Below are 17,628 nucleotides of genomic sequence, written 5' to 3'. Positions count from 1 at the left end.
TGCCCTGAGGTATCGAAGGGCCAGGCTGAGCGGGTGGTGGTGTGCGGACAGGGGTTGCGCGGACAGGGCGTGGGGCGCGCGCACGCCAACCCCCGTTCGGGCCGAGGTATCGAAGCCGTGCATGGCCTGTGCATGGATCGAGCTCATGCCACCAACTCCTCATTCCGGTAGTAGCAGGTGTGCGTGCCCTTGACGCCGAACCACACGGTCTCGCCGATGGCGGGCGGGCTGGCATCGGGGCTGAGCCGCGCGCGTATCACCGTCTCACCGGCCTTGCCCGTCACCAGCCAGTAGGTGCCGACGTCTTGCCGCTGCGTTACGGTGACCTCCACCGCATGCGGGTCGCCAGCCGGCGCGATGCTCACGTACTCGGGTCGCACGCCCAGCTGCGTGGCGCCTTCAGGGGCGCCCGGCACCAGCGCGGCCGGCAGGAAGTTCATGCCCGGCGAGCCGATGAAGTGGCCGACGAAGGTGTGCTGCGGCCGCTCGAACAACTGGTCGGCCGAGCCGATCTGCACCGCGCGGCCGCGTGTCATCACCACCACCTCTTCGGCGAAGGTCAGCGCCTCCACCTGGTCGTGCGTCACGTAGATCAGCGTGAGCTTCAACTCATGGTGGATCTGCTTGAGCTTGCGCCGCAGCTGCCACTTGAGGTGCGGGTCGATCACGGTGAGCGGCTCGTCGAACAGCACGGCGCTCACGTCCTCGCGCACCAGGCCGCGGCCGAGCGAGATTTTCTGCTTGGCATCGGCCGCGAGACCCGCGGCGCGCATGTTGAGCTGGCCGTTCATCTCCAGCATCTCGGCGATGGCACCGACGCGCTGCTTGATCCTCTCGGGCGCGACGCCGCGGTTCTTGAGCGGGAAGGCGAGGTTCTCGGCCACCGTCATCGTGTCGTAGATGACCGGGAACTGGAACACCTGCGCGATGTTGCGCTGCTGCGGTGTCTTGCCCGTCACGTTGGTGCCGTCGAACTTGACTGTGCCTTGCGAAGGCGTCACGAGGCCCGAGATGATGTTGAGCAGCGTGGTCTTGCCGCAGCCCGAGGGGCCGAGCAGCGCGTAGGCACCGCCGTCGCGAAAGTTCATCTTCAGCGGCAGCAGCGCGTAGTCCTCATCCTTCTGCGGATTCGGCCGGTACGAGTGGGCGAGGTCGAGGTCGATCGCGGCCATCAGGCGGCCCCCCGTGTCGGCGCGACCAGCAGGTCGCCACTGGCGTCGAATACATACGCGCTGGATGGGTGCAGGTACAGCGTGACCGGCGCACCAATCTCGAAGAAGTGAACCCCGGTGAGCTGAGCTACGAGTTCGCCCACACCCGTCTCGACGTGCACGAAGGTGTCGGAGCCCGAGATCTCCGCCAGTTCCACCGCGCCGGGCAGCGCGACGTCGCCCGGGCGCTGTTGGAGGTGCAGGGCGCCGGCGCGCACGCCAATGGTCAGGTGGGACGTGGTGGCCGGCGGGAGCGGCACCGAGAGCTGCACGCCCGCGGGCAGCGCCACGCCGAGCGAGGCCGCGTTGCCGCCGATCAGGTTCATCGGCGGGTCGCTGAAGGCGCGCGCGACGCGGATCGACTTCGGCCGGTGGAACACCTCGGCCGTCGGCCCGTACTGCAGCAGTTCGCCGGCATCGAGCACGGCGGTGTAGCCGCCGAGCAGCAGCGCCTCGGTGGGCTCGGTGGTGGCGTAGACGACGGTGGAGTCGCCGGCCGCGAAGAGCTGCGTCAGCTCGTCGCGCAGTTCTTCGCGCAGCTTGTAGTCGAGGTTCACCAGCGGCTCGTCGAGCAGCATCAGCGGCGCGTTCTTGGCCAGCGCCCGGGCCAGCGCCACGCGCTGCTGCTGCCCGCCCGAAAGCTCGGCCGGCAGCCGCTTGAGAAAGGGCTCGATGTGCAGCTTGGCGGCCAGTTGCTGCACGCGGCTCGCCACATCACGCTCGCCGCGCAGCTTGAGCGGCGAGGCGATGTTGTCGGCCACCGTCATCGAGGGGTAGTTGATGAACTGCTGATAGACCATCGCCACGTTGCGCTCGCGCACCGGCAGCCCGGTCACGTCGTGGCCGTCCACACGCAGCTTGCCGTGGCTGGGGGCGTCAAGCCCGGCCATCAGGCGCATCAGGGTCGTCTTGCCGGCCTGCGTGGCGCCCAGCAGCACCGTGACAGCGCCCGGCGTGAGCGACAGGTCCAGCGGGTACAGGTGTGTCTCGGGGCCCACGATCTTGTCGACCCGCTCCAGGGTCAACTCCATGCTGTCGTTCTCACGTTGTCTCCGGTATCCATCGGGGTCTCGGCCGGCCAGCGCGCCGACCACCAGCGGGCGACCTCCTGGCGTTGCGCATCGCGCAGGTGCAGGCCGAGCTTGGTTCGGCGCCACAGCACGTCGTCGGCGCTGCGCGCCCATTCGTGGTCGTGCAGGTAGACGAGTTCGGCCTCGTGCAGGCCGGGGGCGATCTCCTCGCCCAGACCCTGCGAGCCCGCCACGAGTTCGATGCGCGAGCCATGGCAGTGCGCCATGCGTCGGCGCATCGCGGCGGGCCACTCGGGGTGGCGCTGCGCGAGCGCGGCGTCGAAGCGCTCGAAGTCGGCGTCGGGCCGCTGCGGCGGGCCCACCCAGGCCGAGAGATCGCCGCCGGGCAGGTAGGCGTCGGCCGTCCACGCGGGCTCGCGGTGCTGCAGGCGCTTGCACAGGCCGTCTGCCGCTTCTTCGGCGAGCTTGCGGAAGGTGGTGATCTTGCCGCCCCACACCGTGAGCAGCGGCACGGCGTGACCCTCGAACTCGAGCATGTAGTCGCGCGTGACGGCCGACGCGTCGCTGGTCTCGTCGCCGAGCAGCGGGCGCACGCCGGCGTATGTCCAGACCACGTCGGCCGGCGTGACGGGCTTTGCGAAGTAGCGGCTCGCCTGCTCGCACAGGTAGGCGACTTCCCTCGCATCGATCTGCGCCTTGCCGATGGGGCTGTCGCTTTCCACGTCGGTGGTGCCGATCAGCGTGAACTCGCCTTCGTAGGGGATGGCGAAGATGATGCGGCGATCGGGGTTCTGGAAGATGTAGGCGTGGTCGTGGTCGAAGAGCTTCTTCACCACGATGTGGCTGCCCTTCACCAGCCGCAGCGACTTGGTGTCGTGCAGGTGCGCGTGCTCATGCAGGAACTGCGCAGCCCACGGCCCCGCGGCGTTGACCAGTGCGCGGGCGTGCCAGCCTTGCGTGTGGCCTTGCGCGTCGGTGAGCGTGAGGTGCCAGCCGGTGGTATCGCGCCGCGCATCGGTGCAGCGCCAGCCGGTGAGGATGTGCGCGCCGCGCGCGGCAGCGTCGATCGCGTTGAGCACGACCAGGCGCGCGTCGTCGACCCAGCCGTCGGAGTAGACGAAGCCCTTGCTGAACTGCGGCTTGAGCGGCACGCCGGTCACATGGTGGCGCAGGTCCACCGCGCTCGAGCCGGGCAGCACCTCGCGGCGGGCGAGGTGGTCGTACAGAAAGAGCCCGGCACGGATCATCAGTGCCGGCCTCATCGACGGATCGTGCGGCATCACGAAGCGCAGCGGCCGCATGATGTGCGGGGCGCTCTTGAGCAGCACCTCGCGCTCGCCCAGTGCCTTGCGCACGAGCGAGAACTCGTAGTACTCGAGGTAGCGCAGGCCGCCGTGGATCAGCTTGGTCGAGGCCGACGAGGTGTGCGCGGCGAGGTCGTCCTTTTCGCACAGCGTGACGGCGAGCCCCCGCCCGGCGAGATCGCGAGCGATGCCGGCGCCATTGATGCCGCCGCCCACGATGAGCACATCGCAGGCGCGCTCAGGCGCAGGCTGTACAGCGGGCGCGGCCGGGTCGGCCGAGCCCGTGGAGCGGTCGTTCACGGATCTGTCTCCGATCAGAAAAGGTGACCGTTGGCGCCCTCGACTGCCATCGAAGCCCTGCAGACCCCGGGTCTGCCGCGGACTTCTTCACGGGCGTGTTCGATTTCGGTTCGTTTGTTTTCCTCTTTTTTCTTTTTAGCCAACAAACGAAAACTGCGCAAGGGCGGATTCCACCCTCTCGCCACTCCGGGGGCGACCGCTACGCTCGCCAGCCAGACCTGGCTTCGCTGCCCCTGCACGCATGACCCCGAACCCCCGACAAGCCCTGCTGATCCAGGAGGTGCGCCACCGCGGCGCCGTCTCGGTCGAGGCCCTGGCCGACCAGTTCGGCGTGACGCTGCAGACCGTGCGGCGCGACGTGAAGCAACTCGCCGCTGCCGGCCTGCTGGCGCGATTTCACGGCGGCGTGCGGCTGCCCAGCTCGACCACCGAGAACATCGCCTATCGGCAGCGCCAGCAGCTCAACGAGCAGGCCAAGCAACGTATCGCTCGGCGCGTGGCGGCGGCGGTGCCCGAGGGGTGCTCGCTCATCATCAACATCGGCACCACCACCGAGGCGATCGCGCGCGAGCTGCTGCACCACAAGGGCTTGCGCGTGATCACCAACAACCTGAACGTGGCGGCGATCCTGTCGGACAATCCGGCCTGCGAGGTGATCGTGGCGGGCGGGGTGGTGCGCTCGCGCGACCGGGGAATCGTGGGCGAGGTGACGGTCGATTTCATCAGCCAGTTCAAGGTCGACATCGGGCTGATCGGCATCTCGGGGATCGAAGACGACGGCACGCTGCGCGATTTCGACTACCGCGAGGTGAAGGTGGCGCGCGCCATCATCGAGCACTCGCGGCAGGTGTGGCTGGCGGCGGACCACTCCAAGTTCAACCGGCCTGCGATGGTGAAGCTGGCGGGGCTCGACGAGGTGGACATGCTGTTCACGGACGAGGCGCCACCGGAGCCGTTTCCTTTGTTGTTGGCGGAGGCGGGGGTGCAGTGTGAGGTGGCGGGGTGAGTGGCGTTACTGCTCTTCGGCGCACGCCACAGCCCGCTCAGGCTGAGGTATCGAAGCCCCGTGCTGCTCTTCGCAGGGGTTGTTCACTGCGTGAGGCCGCGCCGGGATATGCCCCCGGCAGGGCAGTCCCTTTTATTTGCTTGCCCAAAGAAAGGGGACCAAAAGAAAGGGCACCCCGTTCGCCGGTCGGCCTAGGGCCGACTGCTCTGCGCTGCTCGGTCTTGGTGGGTCGGGCAGAACTCGCTACGCGCCGTGCCGGCGTTGCGCTCAAACAGCTGCCCGAAGTCAGATCACGAAGCGCGCTGCGCGCGCACCCACCAAGCCCTGCGCTGCTCGACGGCTCTCAGGGGCCCCGGAATACCTCGCCAGCTTCGCTGGCATCGAATCAAAGCCTCGCCAAGCGAGGCCCGGCTGGTGTTGGCTCCTCCCCTCCCAACGAGCTGAGCAGCGCAGGGGCCGCAGGCCGCGTAGCGAGTGCTGCCCGACCCGCAAAGACCGAGCAGCGCAATGCAGCCCTTGCGCAGCGAGGGCCGAGGAGGCAGGGGCCGCTTCTTTGCCTCCTTTCTTGTCGGTACAAGAAAGGAGGTCGGCTGCCAGGCCGAACACCCGGCGCGGCCTCACGCAGTGAACAAGCCACGCGAGAGGCAGCACGAGGCTTCGATACCTCAGCCCGAGCGGACTGTGGTGCGCATACAGCCCAAGCTGTCTGCGCCGCGCGAGCAAAAGGAACCAGCACATGACCTACCTCCTGGCCCTGGACCAAGGCACCTCCAGCTCCCGAAGCATCGTCTTCGACAAAGACGGTCACGTCGTTGCGATGTCCCAGCGCGAGTTCCGCCAGATCTACCCGCAACCGGGCTGGGTCGAGCACGACCCCAAGGAGATCTGGGACACCCAGCTCGCCACCGCCAAGGAAGTGCTGCAAAAGGCCAAGCTGCAGGCAACCGACATCGCCAGCATCGGCATCACCAACCAGCGTGAAACCACGCTGGTCTGGAACAGGAAGACGGGCGAGCCCGTCTACAACGCCATCGTGTGGCAGGACCGCCGCGCCGAGCCCACCTGTGTGGAGCTGCGCAGCAAGGGGCTGGAGCCGGTCTTCCAGCAGCGCACCGGCCTGATCCTCGACGCGTATTTCTCAGGCACCAAGCTCAAGTGGATCCTCGACAACGTGCCCGGCACGCGCGAGGCGGCGGCCAAGGGTGAACTGGCGTTCGGCACGGTCGACACCTGGCTCATCTGGCAGCTCACCGGCGGGCAGGTGCACGTGACGGACGTGAGCAACGCCTCGCGCACGCTGATGCTCGACGTCCGCACCAATGCGTGGGACGACGAGCTGCTGCGCATCCTCGGTGTGCCGCGCGAGATGCTGCCGCAGGTCAAGCCGTCAGCCCACCTGTTCGGCCACACGCAGGCTGGCCTGCTCGGCGCATCTCTGCCCATCGGCGGCGTGGCAGGCGACCAGCAGAGCGCGCTGTTCGGCCAGGCCTGCTTCAAGCCTGGTCTCGCGAAGAACACCTACGGCACCGGCTGCTTCATGCTGATGCACACCGGAGCCAACTTCCAGCTTTCGACGAATGGGCTGGTGACGACGAGTGCCTCGCAGCCGACCACCACGCCCGAGTTCGCGCTCGAAGGCAGCGTGTTCATCGGCGGCGCGGTGGTGCAGTGGCTGCGCGACGGCCTGAAGGCCATCAAGGCCAGCAGCGAGGTGCAGCAGCTCGCCGAGAGCGTGCCCGACGCTGGCGGTGTGACCTTCGTGCCAGCGTTCACAGGCCTCGGCGCGCCCTACTGGAAAGCCGATGCGCGTGGCTCGATCGTCGGCTTGACGCGCGGCACGACCATGGCCCACATCGCGCGTGCGGCGCTGGAGAGCATTGCGTTCCAGAGCGCGGCACTGCTGCAGGCCATGAGCCGCGACGCAGTGGCGGCAGGAGGCGCGCCGGTGGCCGAGCTGCGCGTCGATGGTGGCGCCTGCGTGAACGATCTGCTGATGCAGTTCCAGGCCGATCTGCTGGGCATCCCGGTGGTGCGGCCCAAGGTCATCGAGACCACGGCGCTCGGTGCGGCCTATCTGGCGGGCCTGTCGTGTGGCGTGTACCGAAGCCTCGACGAGCTGTCCGCTCAATGGCAGGTCGACAGGCGTTTCGAGCCCGCCATGTCGCGCGAGCGCGCACAGGTGTTGATGCAGGAGTGGGAGCGCGCGGTGCGCATGAGCACGGCAGCTTGATTGGCGCCGATGCCACTCGAGGCGAGCAAAAAAATGCCCCCGCCGTGAGGCGAGGGCCAACACCCCTGTCGTGGTTGGTTGGGTAGAACCCGACAGGGGTGCCACACCCCGGCAGTGACCGGGAGAGGAGACGGGTTGCGAGGGCCGGTGCGTACGTGGCCTCTCGGTTCACGTCCTCCCGGCGCTGCGTGCTTGATTACCAGCGGTAGGCGAGCGAGAGCACCGCGGTGCGCTGAGTACCGAACCAGCAATCGCCGCGTTCCAGGCAGGTGGCGAGATAGGTCTTGTCGGCCAGGTTGTTGACGTTGAAGGCCACGCGCCACGCGTTCATGTCGTAGGCCACCATCGCGTCGAACAGCGTCACCGCAGGCACGGTGTTGTTGTCGGTGCCGTCCGATGTCTTGCCCACATAGCGCACGCCCAGGCCGGTTCGCAGGCCCGGCAGGCCGAAGCTGCCGTACTTGAGCACGCCCCAGGCGGAGGCGCTGTGCTTCGGGATACCGCTGAGTTGCTTGTCGTAGTAGTTCGCGCGATCAGGGGCATCGCTGGTCTCGCGAGCATCCGTGTAGGTGTACTGCGCAGTCAGATCCCAGTTCGCCAGCGTGGCGCTGGTTTCGATCTCAAACCCGTTGACGGAGACTTCGCCGAGCTGGCCGGGTGGGTCGGCGGGCGTCGGGCCCTCGGTCAGGCGGTTCGTTTCCTTCAGCTTGTAGAGGGCCGCGGAGGCACTGAAGCGTTGTTCCTCAGGCGCCCACTTCACGCCCGCTTCGATCTGCTTGCCGCGCTTGGGTTGGTAGATCTTTCCCATGGTGGGCGCAACAGGCTCGAAGGACTCCGAGTAGCCGACGTAGGGCGAGATGCCATATGGCGCCAGGTACACCCCGCCGAGATTCTTCGTGGTGGCCGAATCGTCTTGCCGTGTGGGGTCGACAGTGCCGGTGGTGGTGTCGGTGCTGTCGGTGTCGAACTTGGCGCGATCCCGGCGTACGGCGCCGACGATCACGAAGCGGTCGTCGATCTTGATCTGATCCTGCAGCAGCAAGCCGGCGGTGCGCTGCTTAGACGCCGTGGTGGAGATGACCATCGAGCCAAAGTCAGGCTCCTGGAACGTGTCGTACACCGGGTTGTAGACGTCGAGCGGAGTTGCGAAACCGCTGTCGTAGTACACCATGTCGGTGGTGTTCTTCATGGCGTCCACGCCCACCAGCACGGTGTGCTGCGTGCTGCCGAAGCGCAGCTTGCCTTCGAACACGAGGTCGGCGTTGATGATCTTGGCTCTGTCGTCGTCGGCGTAGTAGACGCGATTCAGGTAGGTGCCGTTGGGGTTGGGCGTGCCATCGGCGTTGACCCAGCTCGACCAGTCGGCATACATCGAGCGCATGCCGCCATCGATGCGGTCGTAGCGCAGGTTGTGGCGCAGCGACCAGTTGTCGCTCACTGGCAGCGCCAGCTCGTAGCCGACGCGCTCGCGTTCGCCGCCGTAGCGGTCCCAGGCCGGCTCGCCGATGAAGGTGCTGTAGGGGATGGGGCCGTTGGGCGCGGGGTAGAGCGTGCCTTCGAGCGGGAGGAAGGCGTTGAGATTGGCCGAGTAGTCCTTCTGGTATTCGGCGTAGGCGGTGAACTTGGTGCGGCTGTTCGGCGCCCAGGTGAGCGAGGGGGCGATGTAGGTGCGCCGCTCGTTGCCGTGGTCGACCTGGCTGCCGGCCTCCTTGTAGAGGCCGACCACGCGGTACATCAACGTCGATTCGTCGTTCAGCGCGCCGCCGATGTCGGCCGCGAACTGCTGGCGCTCGTAGTTGCCGAGTTGCAGCTCGATCTCGCGCGTGGCATCGGCCTGTGGGCGCTTGGAGACCATGTTGACCACGCCACCCGGGCCGTTCTGGCCAGCGACGATGGAGGCGGGCCCGCGCAGCACTTCGACGCGTTCGAAGGCATAGGGCTCGTTGCGGATCACGCCGTACCAGCCGGTGAGCGGCTGGCGCATGCCGTTGAGCAGCACCGAGCCTTCGCTGCCGCCGCGCAGCGTGAACCAGTCACCACGGTTGTCGAGGCCGTACATCTCGTTGCGCACGCCGGCGGTGTAGCGCAGGGCCTCCTGCATGGTGAAGGAGCTCTGGTCGCGCAGCTGATCTGCGGTAATCACCGTGATGGATTGCGGCACCTCATTGAGCGGCGTGTCGGTCTTGGTGGCGGTGGCGCTGCGTTTGGCCGCGTAGCCGCGCACCGGGCCGTTGGCGGTCTCCTGTTCGGCGGCCGCCTTCACGCGGACAGGCGCGAGAACCGTGCTGGGTTCGGTAACCGGTGTAGCTGGCAAGGGCGCGCTGGCCGGGGCGCTGGCGTCGCCTGCCGCCGGTGCGGCCGGCTCGGGGCTCGTCTGCGCCAGGGCGAAAGTCGGCAGCGCTGCAATCACGGCTGCCGCGATCGCAGCGCGCGCGTGGTGTTGGTGAGGCTCCCTCGTGTCGAACTTCTTCATGGTGTGGTTTGGTTTGTGGCAGTGGAAACAGGACCTCAGGGGGGTGAGGGCTCCGTCGCAGGCACCAGCGCGAGCAGGGCCTTCTTCAGCCCTGCGGTGCTCGGGGTCTCGACGAACACGCAGCGCTTGCCGGTGCGCTTGCAGTGGTCTTTCACGCGCCAGTAGGCGTCGTGGCTGATGCAGCCGGTCTGGCAGATCACCAGGTCGGCGGCGGCCAGCGTGGAATCGAGCTTGGCGGGGCTGTCTTCTTCGCCGCCGTCGTGGTGCAGGAAACGCCCGCCGGTGCGCTCGACCAGGTGGCGGTAGACCGGCACGCTGGCTGGGCGGCCGCCGACACAGAGTACGGAACGGTCGTCGAGCCGGGTGGGTGGCTCGCGGTCCTGGATGCCGTTGCTCGGTGCAGCGGCGTCGCCTGCGAGATGGTCGCGGCGGTGCAGTTCGGCGGCCACTTCTTCGGCATGGCGGCGCTGGCGTTCGGTCTCTAGTTGCGCCTGTTGAAGGGCGCGTTCGAGCTGCTGCAGGCGCTCGATCTGGCGCTCGCTCTCGCGGGCGAGGTCGAAGCGGCTCCTGAGCCCGGGCGCGGCAGCTTCGAGGGTGCGCAGTTCGTCGCGCAGGGTGGCGATGGTGGTGTCTCGGCTGATGAGTTGAGCGCGCAGTTGGACGATCTGAGTTTGCTGCTGCTCGCTGCGCAGATGGTGTTCGTCGGCCTGCCGCGTGCCGCGCTGCTGCGTCGCGGCGAGCTCGCGCGCGAGCACGGCGTTCTCGTCGACAAGGTTCTCGAAATGCGCGAGATCCACGCGGCGCGCCATGCCCACCTGGTGCTGGAGCATGTGCACTTCACCGAGCACCTGATGCTCCAGTGCGGGCGTACAGCGTGCGTGCGTGAGCGTGGCCCAGAAGGCGCCGGCCAGGTCCTTGCCTTTGGATGCCTCGGCCCACCATGCGGCCAGCGCCTCGGTGGTCTTGGCCTTGGCGGCCTGGCGCAGCGTGAGCAGGCAGCGGCGGTCGAGCTCGCGTTGCACGGCCTCGGCCACCGGCGTGCGCAGGCGGCACTCGGCGATCACGCCGCAGTGCAGTTCGTACTCATCGGCGATGGCCTGACCCCCCAGCACCTTGTCGACCAGCCGGCGCAGCGCGCTGATGGGCAGGCACACGCCGACGACCGGGCAGTGGGCGTGGCTGTCGAGCTCCCACAGGCGCCGTCGCCGGGAACCGTTGGCCAGAGCAGCAGGAGCGCTCAACACAGTGGCGCCGGTCTGGCTGGCGGCCAGGCGCACCAGGGTTTCGAGTTGGTTGGGGTCTTTCTGGCACATAGGGTGTCTCCCGTTCAATGCACTTGCGGTGCGTCGTGCGGTGCAGGTGCTGGCGCCGAAGGTGAGGCGGCGTCGTTGTCGATGCGCTCTTGCGCATGGCCCAACATGCCCACCAGCTCGCGGAAGGCGGCGGGTTCGAAGCGCATGCTCAGGTAGTGCAGCGTCACGGTGACCACGCCGCATGCGCAGATCGATACATGGCCGAGCTCGCTTCGCGCGAGGGGCAGGCCGGGGCCGTGCTGTTCAGGATCGGGGTGGTGCATGGGTCCTCGCGTCGGTTGGCGAAGCAGTGGATGGGGCGGACCGCGTTCGATGCGGTTCAGCGGGGGGACTGCGTGGCCAGGTCGCAGCGCAGGCGCTCCAGCGTGGCCAGCGGAATCACGCGGCGAAAGGCGTACTGGTCGTGCGCGCAGCCGAGCGTGGCGCTCGCACCGGCCAGCAGCGCCACGCGTAGCGGCTTGGGAAAGTCAAAGCGCAGAAAGTGCACCTGCGAACTCGCCGCTTCTTGGCCCGCCCTCTGTGGCGCGGGCAGGCCGGTATTGGCTTGCGCGTACACGCGGGCGAAGTGGGGCAGTTCGACGTAGAGGCGGGTCACGGCCTCGCAGATCCTGGGTGGAGCCTGCGGAGGCAGTGACAGCGGGGGCGTTTCCGTCTCGCGCGCGGCTGCGTTGCTCAGGTCGATGAGAAGCGTGGCCTTCCAGTTGGTGCCATCGGGCACAAGGTGCTCGCAGGCAGAAATCTCGCGTTGGGCGTCGTCGTCGGGCTCGGCGCGCAGCTGGTCGACCTGGTACTCGACGGTGCGTGCATCCTCGAACTGGAACCACATGCGCGGCCCAAGCGCGATGCTGCGGCCGCGCCGATGCGCGATCAGACTTTGCTTGTGTCGGTGCTGTTCGCTCGCAAGTGAGGGAAAGAGTAGGGCCATGTCCAGTCCGAATTCGGTGTCTGGCACGGCGGGCGATGGCTGGCTGTGCGCGAGCCCTGAAAGCAAGGACGTCCACCAGGTGGCAGGGGCGGCTTCAGGGTTTGTGAACTTTAATGCGAATCGTTCGCATTCACAACCTTAAGGCCCTGTTCATCCCCCGGAAAGGGGTGGGGCTCTATTCGTCGAGTTCGGCCTTGGCCATCTCGACGTCGAGCCGCTCCATCGCATCGACGGGGTCGCAGGCGGCAGCGTCGGCGTAGAGCTGCTCGGCTTGCTTCATCTTCTTGTCGCCTTCGAGCATGACCAGGCCGTTGGCGTACTCGACCATCGCAATTGCGGAGGCCGGGTTGAGTTTGAGGGCGGTCTTGAAGGCAGACAGGCCGGCCTCCTTGCTGGCGCCTTGCGTGCGGGCGAGCAGCGACCCCACCTTGTCGATCACCTCGGCATGGAAAGCGCCGAGCGCGATGTGGGCGTCGGCGTGCTTGGGCTGCAGCTTGATGGCGGTTTCCAGTGCCGTCTTGACCTTGCTGCCAAGCCCCTGGGCCAGCGCCTTGGCGACGCTGATGCCCTGGCTGTAGCGGCCGAGTGCGTAGGCCATGAGGTAGTGCGCGTTGGCGTTCGTGGGCTCGGCGGCGGCCTGCGCCTCGGCGCGCTCGGCCACTTCGAGAAAGAGCGCGAACTTGGTCTTGTCGCTCTTCTCGAGGTAGTTGGCGTAGATGGCCTGGGCCTTGTTGGCCACGGTCGTGCCTGCGGGGCCCGCCTTCAGGCCAGCCTCGGCGGCCTTCTGGAACTCGCCCGCGTGGTACAGCGCCCAGGCGGAGAGCACCTTGTCGTCTTTGGGGAGAGGCTCCGCGTCACCCGCGTGGAGCCGGGCCCATTTCTTCCTGAGCGCGGCGGCGTCGAAGCTGTAGTCGGTGGCGTCGTAGGGGAAGGCAGTCCACTTGGCCATGGTCGTCTCCTGAGCGCTGGTGTGGTGCGCGTGGGCAGGTTATGGGGCGGGCTTCTGGTAGCGACCCACCAGGCCGAGCAGGTGCTCGCGCTGGGCTGGGTCGAGGTAGGGCATAAGAAGGCTGAGCACGTGGAAAGCGCCGCGCAGCAGAGCCACACCGGCGCTCTCGGGCTCGAGCGCGTTGCGCGGGTCGCGCACATATTCGTAGCTCAGCCAGTAGGTGAGCACGACGACCATCGCGGTGGCGGTGGGCTCGGCCTCGGTCGGTGTGATTCGGATCGCATTGCCACGCGCCAGGCCACTGAGCACGCCTTGCACCGCCTGCGTCTTGTCGCGCAGCACATTCTGGAACTGGGTCTCCAGCTTGCGGTTCTTGCTGAGCAGGTCGTTGAGGTCGCGGTACAGAAAGCGGTAGCGCCAGATCAGCTCGAACAGCATGTGGAAGAACAGCCAGGCGTCTTCGACATTGCGAACGTCGTCGGCGGCGTGCAGCAACTGCCGCAGAGACTCGTCATAGCGCGTGAAGAGCGAGTTGATCAGCTCGTCTTTCGCGGGGTAGTGGTAGTACAGGTTGCCGGGGCTGATGTTCAACTCCGCCGAGATCAGTGTGGTCGAGACGTTCGGCTCGCCGAAGCGATTGAAGAGATCCAGCGTCACTTCGAGGATGCGTTCGGCGGTACGGCGCGGCTTCTTGGGCGGAGGGGCCATGCTTGTCTCTCATGCCTCGTTGTTATCTGCGGGCGAATCTAGCACCAGACACCGGTTTTGCCACCAGCGAAGATTGCATCGGCTGCCTACAATCGCAGCCCTTCATGCCAGCCATCTCCTTCCAGAACATCAGCAAGCTCTACTCATCCGGCGGGCGCGATGTGCGTGCGCTGGACGGCGTGAGCTTCGAGATCCAGCCCGGCGAATTCTTCGGTCTGCTCGGGCCGAATGGCGCGGGCAAGACCACACTCATCAGCATCCTCGCGGGGCTCACGCGCGCCAGTGGCGGCGCGGTCTCGGTGCTCGGGCACGACGTGGTCTCCGACTACGCCGAAGCACGCAAGCGCCTGGGTATCGTCCCGCAGGAGCTGGTGTTCGACCCGTTCTTCAGCGTGCGCGAAACCCTCGTTATCCAGAGTGGCTATTTCGGTGTGCGCAACAACGGCGCCTGGATCGACGAACTGCTCGAAGGCCTGGGGCTGTCTGACAAGGCCCACGCCAACATGCGCCAGCTCTCCGGGGGCATGAAACGCCGCGTGCTGGTGGCGCAGGCGCTGGTGCACCGGCCGCCCGTGATCGTGCTCGACGAACCAACGGCGGGTGTGGATGTCGAACTGCGCCAGACCCTGTGGCAGTTCGTTGCTCGACTCAACAAGGAAGGCCACACCGTGCTGCTGACCACGCACTATCTCGAAGAGGCCGAGGCGCTGTGCGGCCGCATCGCGATGCTCAAGCAGGGTCGTATGGTGGCGCTCGATCGCACCTCCGCACTCCTGGCCGGCACGGCGAGCACGATGATGAGATTCAAGATGGACGCGCCGCTGCCAACGCAGCTCGCCGCCCAGTCGCGCGTGACCGGGCGCATCGTGCAGGTCACCGCGCACGACGCAGCCGAGGTCGAGACGGTGCTAGGCATTCTGCGCGCCGCCGGCTGCCAACCCGAAGACCTGGAGATCGGCCGCGCCGACCTCGAAGACGTGTTCCTCGAGATCATGCAGGGGCCGCCGAAGACGATCGACCAGGTGAAGGTGGCGGTATGAGGCGGGCTGCAGCGCTGGGCCGCCCCAAGCAAGGCCCGACTCGCTCGGAGGGTCGATCGCCGGCAACGGCGATCGCGGAGTTGTCATGACGGCTCTGGCGGGCGCGCGTACGCTGCTCTACAAGGAGATGCTGCGCTTCTGGAAGGTCAGCTTCCAGACCGTCGCTGCGCCGGTGCTCACCGCCGTGCTGTACCTGCTGATCTTCGGCCATGTGCTCGAAGGCCGCGTCACGGTGTTCGGCGAGGTGGGCTACACCAGCTTCCTCATTCCCGGCCTGGTGATGATGAGCGTGCTGCAGAACGCCTTTGCCAACAGCAGTTCCTCGCTGATCCAGAGCAAGATCACCGGCAACCTCGTGTTCCTGCTCGTCACACCGCTCAGCCACTGGGCCTGGTTCGTGGCGTACGTGGGTGCCTCGATGGCGCGCGGCGTAGTGGTCGGCCTTGGCGTGATGTTGGTGACGGTATGGTTCGCGCCGCCACCTGTGTCGCATCCGGTCTGGGTCTTCGTCTTCATGCTGGCCGGCGCCGCGATGATGGGCGCGCTCGGCCTGATCGCGGGGCTCTGGGCCGAAAAATTCGACCAGATCGCGGCCTTCCAGAACTTCCTGATCATGCCCATGACGATGCTCTCGGGCGTGTTCTATTCGATCAAGTCGCTGCCGGCCTTCTGGCAGGGCCTGAGCCACCTGAACCCCTTCTTCTACATGGTCGACGGCTTCCGCCACGGCTTCTTCGGCGTGAGCGACGTTTCGCCGTGGACGAGCTTGCTCATCGTGAGCGCGAGCCTGGTTGTGGTGTGCGCCTTGTGCCTGCATCTCCTTCGCATCGGCTACAAGATCAGACACTGAGATAATCCGACTCCATGGCTGATCCCACCCCCGCCGAAGTCCAGCGCTACATCGCGCAAGGCCTGGCCTGCGAGCATCTGCAGGTTGAAGGCGACGGCCGTCATTTCTTCGCCACCATCGTGTCGGCCGAGTTCGATGGCAAGAGCCGGGTGGCGCGCCATCAGCGCGTCTACCAGGCCCTGGGCGATAGAATGCGTGAGCAAATCCACGCTCTGTCCATGAAGACGCTGACCCCGGCCGAGTGGGCTGCCAGCCCAGCCCCGGCCTCCACCCACCACCACTGATACCCGCCGCAGTGCTCACTGCGGCTGGCGAGCCTGCGCCAGCGGGTTCGAAAGCCGGGGTGGTCATGGGGCAGCCAAGAAAGCTCAAGCATGGACAAACTTCTGATTCACGGCGGCCGCCGCCTCGCGGGCGAACTCACGATCTCCGGCGCGAAGAACGCGGCCCTGCCCGAACTGTGTGCGGCCTTGCTGACCGATGAATCGGTCACGCTGACCAATGTGCCGCGCCTGCAGGATGTGAATACCACGCTCAAGCTGCTGCGCATGCTGGGCGTGGCGGCGCAGCGTAGCGACGCGCAGCCCGAGACGGTCACCATCCATGCCGACAAGGTCAGTTCGCGCGAGGCGACGTACGACCTCGTGAAGACCATGCGGGCGTCGATCCTCGTGCTCGGCCCCTTGCTGGCGCGCTTCGGCGAGGCCAAGGTGTCCTTGCCCGGCGGTTGCGCCATCGGCTCGCGGCCGGTCGACCAGCACATCAAGGGCATGCAGGCCATGGGTGCGGAGATCACTGTGGAGCACGGCTACATCCTCGCGCGCGCCAAGCGCCTGCGGGGGGCGCGTATCACGACCGACATGGTCACCGTCACCGGCACCGAGAACCTGATGATGGCCGCCGCGCTGGCTGACGGCGAAACCGTGCTTGAGAACGCCGCGCAGGAACCAGAAGTGACCGACCTGGCCGAGATGCTCATTGCCATGGGCGCGCGCATCGAGGGGCATGGCACAAGCAAGGTTCGCATCCAGGGCGTCGAGCGCCTCGGTGGCCTGCCTGCGACCAAACCGCACCGCATCGTTCCCGATCGCATCGAGGCGGGCACCTTCTTGTGCGCCGTGGCAGCGGCAGGGGGCGACGTGGTGCTGCGCCGCGCCAGGGCCGATCACCTCGACGCGGTGATCGACAAGCTGCGTGATGCCGGCGCCACGATCGAGTCCGCTGACGACTGGATCCGCGTCAAAAGCGAGGGTCGCCTGCGTTCCGTAGGGTTTCGCACGAGCGAGTACCCGGCTTTCCCGACCGACATGCAGGCGCAGTTCATGGCGCTCAATTGCATCGCAAGCGGCACTGCCAAGGTCACCGAGACTATCTTTGAGAACCGCTTCATGCACGTGAACGAACTCATGCGTCTGGGCGCGAAGATCGAGGTCGATGGCCATACGGCGGTGGTCCAGGGAGTGGAGAAGTTGTCCGGCGCGACGGTGATGGCCACTGATCTGCGTGCCTCGGCCAGCCTCGTCATCGGTGGCCTGGTGGCCGAGGGGGCAACGACTGTCGAGCGCATCTACCACCTGGACCGCGGCTATGACCAGATGGAAACCAAGCTGCGCAGCATTGGCGCCGATATTGAACGCATCAAATGATCACTCTTGCCCTGTCCAAAGGACGAATCTTCGAAGAGACTCTGCCGCTGCTGAAAGCGGCCGGCATCGAGGTGCTCGAAGACCCGGAGAAATCGCGCAAGCTCATCATCGGAACGACCCGACCTGATGTGCGCGTGGTGCTGGTGCGCGCCACCGACGTGCCGACCTACGTGCAGTACGGCGGCGCCGACCTCGGCGTGGCCGGCAAGGACGTGCTGCTCGAGCACGGCGGCGAAGGCCTGTACCAGCCGCTCGACCTGCGCATCGCGAAATGCCGCATGAGCGTGGCGGTACGTGACGACTTCGACTACGCCACGGCGGTGAAGCAGGGCTCGCGCATCCGCGTGGCCACCAAGTACACGAGCTGCGCGCGTGATCACTTCGCTGACAAGGGCGTGCATGTGGACGTGATCAAGCTCTACGGCTCCATGGAGCTCGCACCTCTCACGGGCCTGGCCGACGCCATCGTCGACCTTGTCTCCACCGGCAGCACGCTCAAGGCCAACCATCTGGTCGAGGTCGAAGAGATCATGAAGATCTCGGCCCGCCTGGTGGTGAACCAGGCCGCGCTCAAGACCAAGCGCGAACCCATCCGCCAGATCATCGACGCGATCGCGTCGGCCATTCCTCCAACCTGAGCCA

General features: G+C 66.8%; 16 protein-coding genes. 7 read left to right on the top strand and 9 right to left on the bottom strand.

Annotation, left to right across the window (positions count from 1 at the left end):
• Positions 1 to 143 precede the first annotated feature (143 nt).
• Genes AC1KAR_RS06585 through glpD form a run of 3 tightly spaced genes read right to left on the bottom strand, consistent with a single transcriptional unit; the run spans position 144 to position 3,846 of the window.
• Complete coding sequence (locus AC1KAR_RS06585) at positions 144 to 1,172, bottom strand: ABC transporter ATP-binding protein (protein WP_480315729.1); 1,029 nt, start codon at positions 1,170 to 1,172, stop codon at positions 144 to 146.
• Positions 1,172 to 2,242: an ABC transporter ATP-binding protein gene (locus AC1KAR_RS06580; protein WP_480315728.1), complete on the bottom strand. Its 1,071-nt coding sequence runs from the start codon at positions 2,240 to 2,242 to the stop codon at positions 1,172 to 1,174. Before AC1KAR_RS06580 ends, AC1KAR_RS06585 begins: the two co-directional genes overlap by 1 nt.
• Positions 2,233 to 3,846 carry a glycerol-3-phosphate dehydrogenase gene (gene glpD, locus AC1KAR_RS06575; protein WP_480315726.1) on the bottom strand — a complete coding sequence of 538 codons (1,614 nt, stop codon included), beginning with the start codon at positions 3,844 to 3,846 and terminating at the stop codon, positions 2,233 to 2,235. The genes AC1KAR_RS06580 and glpD overlap by 10 nt, the downstream gene beginning before the upstream one ends.
• A gap of 241 nt (positions 3,847 to 4,087) precedes the next feature.
• On the opposite strand from glpD, the gene AC1KAR_RS06570 reads away from it, so the two are divergent.
• Together AC1KAR_RS06570 and glpK are read left to right on the top strand one after the other, a co-directional pair.
• Positions 4,088 to 4,852 carry a DeoR/GlpR family DNA-binding transcription regulator gene (locus tag AC1KAR_RS06570; protein WP_480315724.1) on the top strand — a complete coding sequence of 255 codons (765 nt, stop codon included), beginning with the start codon at positions 4,088 to 4,090 and terminating at the stop codon, positions 4,850 to 4,852.
• Positions 4,853 to 5,588: 736 nt separating this feature from the next.
• Positions 5,589 to 7,082 carry a glycerol kinase GlpK gene (gene glpK / locus AC1KAR_RS06565; protein WP_480315722.1) on the top strand — a complete coding sequence of 498 codons (1,494 nt, stop codon included), beginning with the start codon at positions 5,589 to 5,591 and terminating at the stop codon, positions 7,080 to 7,082.
• Between the two features lie 196 nt (positions 7,083 to 7,278).
• Here the strand turns inward: glpK and AC1KAR_RS06560 are convergent, their stop codons facing one another.
• The 6 genes from AC1KAR_RS06560 to AC1KAR_RS06535 all read right to left on the bottom strand — a co-directional run bounded on the left by AC1KAR_RS06560 (position 7,279) and on the right by AC1KAR_RS06535 (position 13,450).
• Positions 7,279 to 9,555, bottom strand: a complete 2,277-nt coding sequence (locus AC1KAR_RS06560; RefSeq protein ID WP_480315720.1) for a TonB-dependent siderophore receptor — start codon at positions 9,553 to 9,555, stop codon at positions 7,279 to 7,281.
• Between the two features lie 35 nt (positions 9,556 to 9,590).
• Entirely contained in the window at positions 9,591 to 10,868 is a 1,278-nt protein-coding gene (locus AC1KAR_RS06555) for a DUF2325 domain-containing protein (protein WP_480315718.1), read from the bottom strand.
• A 14-nt stretch (positions 10,869 to 10,882) separates the two neighbouring features.
• Complete coding sequence (locus tag AC1KAR_RS06550) at positions 10,883 to 11,131, bottom strand: hypothetical protein (RefSeq protein ID WP_480315716.1); 249 nt, start codon at positions 11,129 to 11,131, stop codon at positions 10,883 to 10,885.
• Between the two features lie 56 nt (positions 11,132 to 11,187).
• Positions 11,188 to 11,793, bottom strand: a complete 606-nt coding sequence (locus AC1KAR_RS06545; RefSeq protein ID WP_480315714.1) for a DUF3501 family protein — start codon at positions 11,791 to 11,793, stop codon at positions 11,188 to 11,190.
• 175 nt (positions 11,794 to 11,968) lie between these two features.
• Positions 11,969 to 12,742 (bottom strand): hypothetical protein, encoded by a 774-nt coding sequence (locus tag AC1KAR_RS06540; RefSeq protein ID WP_480315712.1) that lies wholly within the window; start codon positions 12,740 to 12,742, stop codon positions 11,969 to 11,971.
• Between the two features lie 39 nt (positions 12,743 to 12,781).
• A complete protein-coding gene (locus AC1KAR_RS06535; RefSeq protein ID WP_480315710.1) occupies positions 12,782 to 13,450 on the bottom strand; it encodes a TetR/AcrR family transcriptional regulator in 669 nt (222 codons plus the stop codon).
• A gap of 104 nt (positions 13,451 to 13,554) precedes the next feature.
• On the opposite strand from AC1KAR_RS06535, the gene AC1KAR_RS06530 reads away from it, so the two are divergent.
• The 5 genes from AC1KAR_RS06530 to hisG all read left to right on the top strand — a co-directional run bounded on the left by AC1KAR_RS06530 (position 13,555) and on the right by hisG (position 17,624).
• Positions 13,555 to 14,490, top strand: a complete 936-nt coding sequence (locus AC1KAR_RS06530; protein ID WP_480315708.1) for an ABC transporter ATP-binding protein — start codon at positions 13,555 to 13,557, stop codon at positions 14,488 to 14,490.
• 85 nt (positions 14,491 to 14,575) lie between these two features.
• Positions 14,576 to 15,340 (top strand): ABC transporter permease, encoded by a 765-nt coding sequence (locus AC1KAR_RS06525; RefSeq protein ID WP_480315706.1) that lies wholly within the window; start codon positions 14,576 to 14,578, stop codon positions 15,338 to 15,340.
• Positions 15,341 to 15,354: 14 nt separating this feature from the next.
• The gene (locus AC1KAR_RS06520; RefSeq protein ID WP_480315704.1) at positions 15,355 to 15,624 is read left to right on the top strand and encodes a BolA family protein; all 270 of its coding nucleotides are present in this window, start codon (positions 15,355 to 15,357) and stop codon (positions 15,622 to 15,624) included.
• 90 nt (positions 15,625 to 15,714) lie between these two features.
• Entirely contained in the window at positions 15,715 to 16,986 is a 1,272-nt protein-coding gene (gene murA / locus AC1KAR_RS06515) for a UDP-N-acetylglucosamine 1-carboxyvinyltransferase (RefSeq protein ID WP_480315702.1), read from the top strand.
• Positions 16,983 to 17,624: an ATP phosphoribosyltransferase gene (gene hisG / locus AC1KAR_RS06510; RefSeq protein ID WP_480315700.1), complete on the top strand. Its 642-nt coding sequence runs from the start codon at positions 16,983 to 16,985 to the stop codon at positions 17,622 to 17,624. Before murA ends, hisG begins: the two co-directional genes overlap by 4 nt.
• Positions 17,625 to 17,628 lie beyond the last annotated feature (4 nt).

It is taken from the genome of Piscinibacter sp. PDB1-1 (assembly GCF_056675995.1).
Note: the sequence above shows the minus strand (reverse complement) of the source record. Positions and strands in the feature narration are given on the sequence as shown.